This window comes from Nocardioides gilvus (genome assembly GCF_003194605.1).
In the GTDB taxonomy this organism is placed as follows: domain Bacteria; phylum Actinomycetota; class Actinomycetes; order Propionibacteriales; family Nocardioidaceae; genus Nocardioides; species Nocardioides gilvus.
On the sequence record NZ_QHKY01000003.1, the window covers coordinates 412,182 to 422,573 of the forward strand.

A 10,392-nucleotide genomic window follows, 5' to 3' on the forward strand; every position below is an offset into this window, starting at 1 on the left:
AAACCTAGGGACCGCTGGACGCAGCGTCGATGGGGACCACTCCCCTGCTCGGCAACGGCAGCTGCACGCGTACGGCACGGCCCGACAGGACCGCCATCCCCCGCCCCGGGGGGAACTCCGACCGGGACGCCCGCGGGAACGGCGTACGCAGCACGGAATCACCTTCCAAGGGTTCCGGTTGTAGCAGGATTCCGCGTCGGGCGGAGCGCATTTCGGAGTACAGCGGCATCATCGAGGACCACGAGCCGATGTCGGCCTCGGCGATGAGCAGGTGCTCGGAACGCTTCGCCACCCGCGCCAGCTCGACGATCGCGGAGTCGGCCGGGGTGCTCAGGAAGTCGGGCAGCGACTCCACGACGACCGCGATGCGGTGCTTGACCGACCGGTCGGCCATCCGCGCAGCGATCTCACGCGCGAGCACGGCGACCGACTCCGGGTCGAAGGCGCCGGCCTCCCAGCGGCTGGACTGGAAGGCGACCGAGCGCCGGTTGCCCAGGTAGATGAGCTCGACGCGGCTGTCCCAGCGCAACAGAGACTGCGCCAACGTCACCACGGCCGTGGAACGACCGCTGCCGCTGGGACCACCGATGATGAGCACACCGGACGGGTCGAAACCGATCGGCGCCAGGGTGTCGTCGCTCATGCCCAGCACGGGCTGTCCACCCACCTCGGTGGGCAGGTCGTCCAGCGACACCTCGTGGGGCAGGGAGCGGATCGCCGGAGCGGCCTCGCGGCCCAACCGGTCCATCGCCCGGGACAACTTGCCGAGCGCCTGGGACTGGTCGGCGACGTTGCCCGAGCCGCCCAGGATCGCGAGCTGGGTCTCCATCCCGTCGACCACGGCCCGTCCCGGCGGCGAGGCGACGTCCAGTACGTCGGTGGGCACGCCCACGACCAGGTAGCTGCTCTCGTCGGCCAACCGCAGGACCACGCGGCGCGGGACGCTCGAGGCGACCGAACCGGGCACGCTCGCGGGACGATCCGCGGTGAAGACGACGTGGATGCCGAGCTGTCGCCCCTCACTGAGGAGCTGCTGGAAGGTCGCGTAGAGCTGCAGCCGGATGCCGCCGGTCTCGTACGCCTCCCGGAAGGCCGGGAAGTTGTCGACCAGCAGCAGGATCCGGGGCTCGTCGGGACGGTTGGCGATCCGGCGGTACTCGGTGATCGATCCGGCGTCCACGGCCGGGAAGTCGCGGGCGCGCTGTTCGGCGATCTCCCGCAGTCGACGCAGCAGCCGCCCGACCCGTTCATGGTCGTCGCCGGAGACCACCGAACCCACATGCGGGAGGGCCTCCAGCATCCGCAGCCCGCCGGCCGCGAAGTCGAGGCCGTAGACCTCGACCGGACCACCGCGCGGGGTGACACCTGCGCCGGCGGCGAGGGTCCGCAGGAGCACGGACTTGCCGCTGCCACCGGTGCCGTAGACCGCCAGGTTGCCGTCCACGTCGGGACGGAAGTGGACCAGCTTCTGGGTCTGCAGCTGCGGGATGTCGGCCACCCCGAGGATCATCTCGGTGTCGGTGCGCGGGCCCAGGATCGCCAGGTCGTAGGCAGTGCTCAACTCGTCGAGCCACGGCCGTCGAGGCGTCGGGATCTCGGCCAGCCGGCTGGCGTGCTCGATCGCGGTCACGGTGCGTACGAGGTCGCTGGGGCCGAGGTCCTTCGGCTCCACGTCCAGCGCCGACTCGGGGCGCTCCCACGCCCGGAGGACACCGAAGCCCAGCGGCTGGACCGTGACCGAGGCCGGAGCGTCACCCTCGGTGGTGTGGCCGCCCGCGTACGCCGACTGGAAGCCGGTCAGCCGTCCGGGACCGGTCTTGACGATGCCGCGTCCCGGCACCGAGGGATCGAAGTGGGCCGCGTCGGCGGAGCCGATCACGTCGGTGCTGTCCGACTCGTCGGCCATCCGCAGGGCGACGCGCAGGTTGGTGTTGGCCCGCAGGTTGTCCTTGATGACGCCGGCTGGACGCTGGGTCGCCATGATCAGGTGGATGCCCAGGGAACGACCGCGCTGGGCGATGTCGACGACGCCGTCGACGAACTCGGGGACCTCCTTGGCCAGCGCCGCGAACTCGTCGATCACCAGGATGAGTGCGGGTGGTGACTCCGGGTCACCGCGCTTCTCCAGCTCGAGGAGGTCCTTGGCCTTCTTGCGGTTGAGCAGGTGCTCGCGGTGGTGCAGCTCGGCTCGCAGGCTGGTCAGCGCACGACGTACGAGGTGGGGGCTCAGGTCGGTCACCAGACCCACGCAGTGCGGCAGCTTCACGCAGTCGGCGAAAGCGGCACCGCCTTTGTAGTCGACGAAGAGGAAGGAGACCCGGTCCGGGCTGTACTCGGCGGCCATGCCGAGCACCCAGGCCTGGAGGAACTCGCTCTTGCCGGCTCCGGTCGTCCCTCCGACCAGGGCGTGGGGACCCTGCGTACGCAGGTCGAGGTGCATCGCGTCGGCACCGGCCTGACCGACCAGGGCGCGCAGTGTGCCCGCGCGTCGGCGCGGCTTCGGTGCACCCTCGCGCTGGTGGATCGAGAGGTTCTGTCGCCACCGCTCGACCACCGCTGCGCTCGACGAAACGATCTCGGGCCCCAGCAGCGTCGTCATCGACACCATGCGGGGCAGGTCGGAGACGTCGGCGGTGACGGCCCCGGCGTCGGTCAGCGGGGACAACGCGTGGGCGAAGCGTCGGGCGTTGTCGGCGCTGACGCCCTCCACGACGACCTGGTTGAGCCGCACCCCGTGGCGTACGAAGTTGACCTCCGCCTGCCCCAGCCCGGCACTCACGTCGACATACGTGCGGCACACGGCGGGCAGGTCGCGGGGGCGCGAGGAGACCCAGAGCGGGAGTATCCCGGCGTCCGCAGCAGCCTCACTCAGCTGCACGAAACGGGCCCGGTCGATGGGTGCGTGCTCAGTGATCACCAGGACCACCACCGGTGTCTGCGGGGGCTTGGAGACGTTGCCGTCCTCGAAGCTCGCTCCGGCCTCGACGGCGCTGATGTCGCTCTTGAGCGGGCCACGGTTGCTCAACTTGACGGCGGTGCCGTCGAGTCGGCTCTTGATGAGTTCCTCGAGCTGGTCGGCGACCTGGGAGGCCGTGGCCTGGGAGTCGGCGAGGTGGATGCCGGCGACCGGGCTCTGCGGAGAGGTGGTGTGCGGCAACCAGCTGAGCCAGTCGACGTGCGGCAGCTCGGACGGGCTGGTCACGGCCGTGACCACCACTTCGCTGGGCGAGTGCAGACCCACCAGCTGGACGAGCAGGCCGCGCAGCGCGTCGTACGCGTTCTCGGCGGAACCCACCACGCCCAACGCGCCCGAATAGGTGGCGCTCTCGATGACCGGGACGTCGCGCACCCAGCGGTGCCGCTCCTGGAGCTCCTCGAGCTTCAGCCGGTACTCCGGGAGACCCTCGTCGAGCGGGGCCCCCTCCGCGATGGTGTTGCGCGAGGCGAGCACCCCGGTGCCGAGTCGCAGGTGGAGGAAGGACCAGTGCTCGGGGCGTCGGGTCCAGAGCAGCGGGTCGCGCTCCAGTCCGGCCTCGAAGACCTCGGCGACCGTCGGGACCTCCGCCTGACGGATCCGCTGCTCGCGGGGCAGCTCGGTCCCGAGCGTCTCCTCGAGCTCCGCGAGCTGGGCTTCGAACCTGGCCACTTCGGTGGCGTGACGCCGCTTGTTGCGCATCCGGGTGGTGGTGAAGTTGCCGACCATCATCATCGGCGCCATCAGCACGAAGATCAGCGACATCGGGTTGCCGGTGATGGCGTACATCGAGACACCCATGACCACGGGCGGGAACATCATCAGCCACGGGAACATCTGGGGCTCGCGGTCGCCCGGGACGGCAGGGCGGGCGTGCTGCTCGGAGGGGTAACGGACCTCGACACGAGGCGAGCGGTTGAAGGGGGTGCCGCCGTTGCGGATCTCGCCCGGAGTCACGTCCGGGCTGGTGCGCAGGGGGTGGAACTCCAGTCCGGTGTCACCCACGGTGATGACCTGCCCCGGCAGCGCCGCGACCCGGCTGACCACCTGGCCGTCGACCAGGATGCCGTTGGCCGAGTTGAGGTCGACGACGTCGATCGACGACGAGACATCGATCCGGGCATGGCGCTTGGAGACGAACGAGTCGTTGAGGACGACGTCGCAACCCACGTCGCGTCCGACCTCGAAGGAGCCGGCCGGGAGCCGGAACTCCTTGCCCCGGTCGGGTCCGGCGGTGACGCGCAGGAGGACCTGCGCCGCCTGCTGACCGGCCGTCGCCGCCCCGGTGGTCACCGGGACCACCCGGACGGTGTGACCGGAGGCGACGGCTGCGTCCGCGATGATCCGGTCGTGGCTCAGCACCATCGGGCCGCTGCCCGGGGCGGTGACGCTCAACGTCACCGTGCCCTCCGGCGTACGCGGGTCCTCGGGGTCGGTCTCGACGAGCTCGCGAGCGATCTCACCTGCGGTCGCGGCCGCGTCAGTGGTGATGACCACGTCGACCTCAGCGCCGGAGGACCGCTGGTAGGTGACCTTCAGTTTCACTGCGCACGCTCCACGACGAAGGCGTAGTCACCGAAGGCGACCCGGGCGCCCGCGACGAGCGGGGTGATCGTGCGCGCCGGGATCCGGGTCTCGGAGCTCCCCTCGAGGAGGTAGACGCCGTTGGTGGAGGAGAGGTCCTCCACACTCAGCGAGTCGGCGTCGCCACGCAGGACCGCGTGGGTCTTCGACATGGTCCGTTGCGGGTCGTCGACACGCACGGCAGTCGCGTCGGGCACCGTCGCCACGCTCGGCTGGCGGCCGATGACGACCGTCCCGCTCACCTCGACGGTGGTGCCGTCGGCGACCAGTCGCCAGGGAGCGGAGGGCGCGGGCTCCACCGGCGCGGCGGGCACCATCGGCGCGGGCTCCACGGGTTCCACCGGCACGGCGGGCTCCACCGGCGCGGCAGGCACCACGGGTTCCACCGGCGCAGCGGGCTCCACTGGCCCAGCGGGCTCCACCGGCGCAGCGGGCTCCACCGGCACGGCAGGCGACGCACCAGCAGGCGGCGCAGGCGGCGCGAGCGGCGGCGGGGTCACCACGGGCGGCGGCGGCACGCGGGGCACGCCAGCTGTCGGACCGGCGGTCGGGGCGGGAGGCTGGTTGAGGGTCAACGCCGAGGGCGTGGAGGCGGAGCTCACCGGTGGCGGCGCGGAGGCCGCTCCGGTGGCCAGGGAGGGGCGCATCGGCGGAGGCGGCGGTGCGGGCAGCGGAGTCGGAGCGCCGGGGACGACGGTGGGGACCCGACGTACGGGGGTGGTCACTGCTGCTTCCTCCCGGCCACTCCCCAGGAGCACCACCGAGTTGACCGCACCGTCGTGCCAGCCCTGACGGCGCTGGGCACGAGGGATGACGAAGGCCTGGATGAGCAGCGGGAGGGCACACAGCGAGCCGAGCAGGCTGAGAACGAGGTAGCGCAGGAAGGCCCGGCCCCACCCGATCGGGGCGCCCGAGTCGGCGTCGACCACCCGAATGCCCACGATCCGCTTGCCGATCGACTGCCCCTTCGTGGCCACGCCGTGCCACTGGACCAGGGCGAGGAGGAAGGACAGACCCAGCCCGCACAGGAGCAGCACGTTGCCCCACGGCGAGTTGCCGCTGTGGTCGACGGTGGCAGTGAGGGCCGCCCGCAACAGCAACACGTAACCGGGCAGGAGCAACAGCACCGGCAGGGCGCCGTCGATCAGGTAGGCGCCGATGCGCCTGCCCAGGGAGGCGTAGGGCGCGGTCGCGGAGACCGGCGCATCATCCATCGGGGACGTGTCGATGCCAGGGCTGTTCATCGCTTCACCTTCTTGAGCAGAGCAGAGACGTGGCGGCCGGGACGGACAACGACGCGTTGGACGGGGCGGGAGTCACGCAGGGACGCCCCCGCGGAGCTCACGGCCTTCCCACCACGGACGAGTCCCGCCCGCCACGGGATCGAGGCCGGTGAGAGTGCCGCGAGCGGACGCCGCCACCAGGGAGCCGACTTTCGCATGCGCTTGACCGCGGTGTCGACGTCCTTCCAGTACGCCTCCACCTCCTCGTCGCTGGGATGCGCGGGCCCGAAGACGTGCCCGTCGGCCCGGGCCGCCAAGGACGTGGCGGCGACGGTGGGGAACCGCTCGGCCAGGGCCACACCGTTCTGCCGGCGGGTGTTGCTCGCGGGCAACCGGACACCGAGGTCCCGGGCCCGGTCGGCGACCTCGCGCCACCCGCCGCTGAGCCGGACCACCGGGTCCTTGGCCCTGCGGCGACGTCGGCGGCGCACCAGTTTGACCAGCAGCAGGAGCCACAGCGGCGAGAGCAGGGCCAGGCCCTTCGCCACGGTGCCCAGGTGACCGAGCAGAGCCCAGATCTTCTCCAGGACGTCGTCGTTCCTCGCCTGGCCTGCCCCCTGCGGGGCCGTCTTGTCGCTGGAGTCCGGCTCTTCGGGCACCACCGGCGGCTGGATGACGTTCGGCTGGGGCTCCGGCTCAGGGTTCTCCTGCGTGTTCTTGGGGACCCGGTCCTTGTCGGGCGTCGGCTGGAAGGCCACCCACCCGACGCGTTCGAGCTTGACCTCCACCCAGGCGTCAACGTCGCTGCCGCGGACCTTGCCGGAGCGGTCAGGCACCTTGAACCCGATCACGACCCGGGCCGGCAGTCCGCGCGCCTGGCTCGCCACACCCATCGCGGAGGCGTACTGCTCGGCATTGCCGATCATCTCCTCGGGGGTCACCAGGTCGGTGATCCGCTTCACCCCGTGGCCAGCGGCGGACTTGGCCTCGTTGGGCTTGCCATCGCTGTAGAAACCTTCGCGGAGGGACTCCACCAACACCTGGGCCGCGGCCCCACCCGAGGGACCACCCGCGGCAGCGAACCACGACTGGACCTTCTTCGTCAGCGCCGGGACCTCCGCCGGCGGCACCGGGAGCGGACCCGGGGCCGCGTCGAGCGTGTCCGGGGACTCAGGCCTGGCCTGGCGCCGCACGCGGAAGTCGTACGTCATCCCGCGCTGGACACCGCCGATCTGCGCCATCGTCCCCGTCGCCCTGTTGTAGAGCACCTGGGAGCGGGCGGTGTCGTCGTCGCGTCCCTCGCGACTCACGGCGACCGCCGTGGTCTCACCGACGGTCGGCACCCACGGACCCGAGTAGTCCTCGACGGTGATGCTGACCTCCTCCTCACCCGACTCAGCCGGTTGCGAGGCAAGGCGTCCGAAGCTGCCCGACTGGGTCGGCGCCGACGGACCGCCTGCGACGTTCCAGACGATCCCGTCGAACGTGTCCATGGTCGCGATGCGCACGAGATCACCGGGCTCCAGGCCGGTGGTGCGGAACATCGTCTTGTCGCCCAGCCCCGCCTCGTCGTAGTACGCCCGGTAGCGGGACAGCGGGCTGGGGTGGTCGAGGGGGTCGAAGGGTGGCGTGACGTGGTCACGCAGGACCTCGCGCTGTTCGGCTCCGGCCACCAGGCCGGTGCCGGCTCCGACGCCACCGGCCACCGCCAGCACCAGGGCGGTGAGGGCCAGGCGCCGCGGCCACGCGACGCGTACGTCCCGGGTGGCGCGCCACCGGGTCCACACCAGCAGGCCGGCCGTCAGCGCGAAACCGCGCAGCACCGTGGTCCCGGTCTCCTGGTCACCGAACGCCGCGGCCACCACGAACGCCGCGACGGGGATGAGCGAGGCCCACTGCGGGCGGCGGCTGCGCCACAGCAGCACGCCGGCCACCACCCCACTGAGCAGACCGAGCAGGTAGGGCACGAGCAGGACGGTGTCGGTGCTGCCGAGCGGCGTGATCAGTGTCAGCGAGTCCCGCCAGGCCCGGACCAGGCCGGTGAGCAGGTCACGCAGCGCGTCGGGGGTCGGCAGGAGTCCGGCAACGGTCTGCTCCGGCAGCGCCAGGGCCGCGCCGAGGAAGAGGTAGACGACGAAGAGGCTGAGCGCGGTGAGCCACGGCCCGAACCGAGCACGCATCGAGACCAGCGCGACCGCCAGGCCGAGCAGCAGCCCGCCGCCGACCGCCAGCGCCCAGCGCCAGCCGCCGTACGCGTCGTGGAACGGGCTCGTCGCGACGGCGACGAGGGCCAGCAGGACGAGGACGTCGGCCACCACCAGGCGTGCCGACGGGCTCTGGGGGGTCGTCACGTCGCGAGCCTCCTGACGGTCATGCTGAGGTCGTCGAGGTCGCCCAGGGTCGCGACGTGGAGGTCGCCCATCGACCGGAGGGTGGTCTGCGAGGCAGGCTGGGTGCGCAGCACGACGGCACGTACGTCGAGCGGCAGGTGGCGCCCGGCCCGACGGATCTCGGCAGGGTCGACCAGCGAGCCGCACACCAGCACCGCGACGCTGGCGCCGCTGTGGTCCCGGGTGATCCGGCGGGCCACCTCGGCGAGGTTCGGGGCCTGGCGTTCGTACGCGACGTCGGAGAGCTGGTCCAGGAAACGCACCGGGGAGACCACCGGCAGCACGCGGGTCGACGTCACCGCGGTCAGGGAGTGGCCCTCCGAAAGGGTCTGGACGCCCAGCGAGGCAGCGACCGACACGGCGGCCTCGAACTCGTCGTCGGAGGCGTAGTCGTCGAGGCGGGTGCTCAGCGCGACGAGCATGTGCGAACGCCGCGTCTCCTCGAACTGACGCACCATGAGGGTGCCGGTGCGGGCGGTCGACTTCCAGTGGATGTAGCGGCGGTCGTCACCGGGGACGTACTCGCGCAGGGCATGGAAGGCGACGTCGTTGTCCGACAGCTTCTTCACCGTCCTGCCCTCGAGGTCGCGGACCAACCCAGCGGCCGTGCTCTCGATGCGTACGGTGCGCGGGTGGACGTACAGGAGCTCGGAGTCTGCGAGCACCTGCTCCCGGCGCAGCAGTCCCAGCGGGTCGGAGCGGACGGCCCGCACCGGGCCGACCTCGAGCACGGCGCGACGCGACGTCGGGATCGCGTACAGCTCCTCGTGCTCACCGTGCCCCGGGAGGCCGGGCAGGTCGAAGGCGGCGCGACCTCGTCCCACCGCCATCTCGATGGTGAGCGGCATGGTCCGCAACCGGGAGTCATTGACCAGGACGAGACGGCCGTTGGCCTTCTCCCCCACCACGACGCGGTCGCGGCTCAGGTCCAGTCGGGCCTCGAGACGGTGGCTGCCCAGGACGAAGACGACCGCGACGGCCAGCAACGTCAGTGACGTCACGGCGGCGACGCTCAGCTCGGTCCAGTCCAGCACGACGGCAGCCACGGCCGCGGTCAGTGCCAGCGCGAGCACGCTCCACCCGAGTCCGGTGACGACCTCGGTCACCGGACGCGCGAAGGCGCGCGGACGCGCCGTCACCTCGAGGAGACGAGCACGTCCGTCGAGCCCCAGGGTGACGGCGCGTCGCCGCCACGCCAGCAGGGACCGGCCCCACGAGAAGGGCTCGGACTGGACCGCGGAGGACATCAGGCAGCCCGTTCCTGCGGGGTCGGCAGCTGGTCGAGGATCCGGGTGACGACCTGGGTGGTGGTGGCGCCGCGGAACTCCTCCTCGGCGTCCAGCACCATGCGGTGGGCGAGCACCGGCACCGCGAGGTCCTTGACGTCGTCGGGGATCACGTAGCCACGCCCCTCGGCCGCGGCGCGCACCCGGGCGGCGCGGACCAGGCCGAGACCGGCCCGGATGCTGCAACCCAGCACCACGTCGGGGGCCTCGCGGGTCTGCTCGATGAGCTCGGCGACGTACTCCAGGACCACCTGGTCGACGTGCACGGTGGCTGCCATGTCGATCATCGTGGCGACGTGGTCGTTGCTGATGATCGGGTCGAGGATCAGCCCGCCGCGCCCCAACGGCGCCTGGCTGAGGATCTTGACCGAGCTCGCGTGGTCCGGGTAACCCAGCGACGTCTTGATCAGGAAGCGGTCGAGCTGGGCCTCCGGCAGGCGATAGGTGCCGGCCTGCTCGATCGGGTTCTGGGTGGCGATCACCATGAAGGGACGTCCCACCGGGTGCGTGATGCCGTCGACGGTGACCTGACTCTCCTCCATCACCTCGAGCAGCGCCGACTGCGTCTTCGGGGAGGCCCGGTTGATCTCGTCAGCGAGCACCACGTTGGCGAAGATCGGGCCCTCGTGGAACTCGAACTGCTGGGTGCGCTGGTCGAAGATCGTCACACCGGTGACGTCGCTGGGGAGCAGGTCCGGGGTGAACTGGATACGGCTCTGCTTGCCGTCGAGGGTCTGCGCCATCGACCGGGCCAGGGAGGTCTTGCCGGTGCCGGGGAAGTCCTCGAGGAGCAGGTGCCCCTCGGCGAGCATGGCGGTCAACGCCAGCTGCACGACCTCGGTCTTGCCGAGCACGGCCCGCTCCACGTTGGCGACCAACTGGGCGAAGGTCGTGGAGAACCACTGGGTCTGTTCGGGGTTGAGCGTCATCGGGTG

5 protein-coding genes are annotated in these 10,392 nt (G+C 71.4%); all 5 read right to left on the reverse strand.

Annotated features, from left to right (window positions below):
- Positions 1–4: 4 nt before the first annotated feature.
- From DNK52_RS10905 to DNK52_RS10925, 5 genes are read right to left on the reverse strand one after another with little or no spacing between them, the layout of a single operon-like run.
- Complete coding sequence (locus tag DNK52_RS10905; RefSeq protein WP_110241007.1) at positions 5–4,519, reverse strand: FtsK/SpoIIIE domain-containing protein; 4,515 nt, start codon at positions 4,517–4,519, stop codon at positions 5–7.
- On the reverse strand, positions 4,516–5,802 hold the full coding sequence (locus DNK52_RS10910; protein WP_110241008.1) for an RDD family protein: 1,287 nt from the start codon (positions 5,800–5,802) through the stop codon (positions 4,516–4,518). Before DNK52_RS10910 ends, DNK52_RS10905 begins: the two co-directional genes overlap by 4 nt.
- Entirely contained in the window at positions 5,799–8,132 is a 2,334-nt protein-coding gene (locus DNK52_RS10915; protein WP_110241009.1) for a transglutaminase-like domain-containing protein, read from the reverse strand. The genes DNK52_RS10910 and DNK52_RS10915 overlap by 4 nt, the downstream gene beginning before the upstream one ends.
- Positions 8,129–9,418: a DUF58 domain-containing protein gene (locus tag DNK52_RS10920; protein WP_110241010.1), complete on the reverse strand. Its 1,290-nt coding sequence runs from the start codon at positions 9,416–9,418 to the stop codon at positions 8,129–8,131. Before DNK52_RS10920 ends, DNK52_RS10915 begins: the two co-directional genes overlap by 4 nt.
- Complete coding sequence (locus tag DNK52_RS10925) at positions 9,418–10,386, reverse strand: AAA family ATPase (RefSeq protein ID WP_110241011.1); 969 nt, start codon at positions 10,384–10,386, stop codon at positions 9,418–9,420. The genes DNK52_RS10920 and DNK52_RS10925 overlap by 1 nt, the downstream gene beginning before the upstream one ends.
- Between the last annotated feature and the right edge of the window lie 6 nt (positions 10,387–10,392).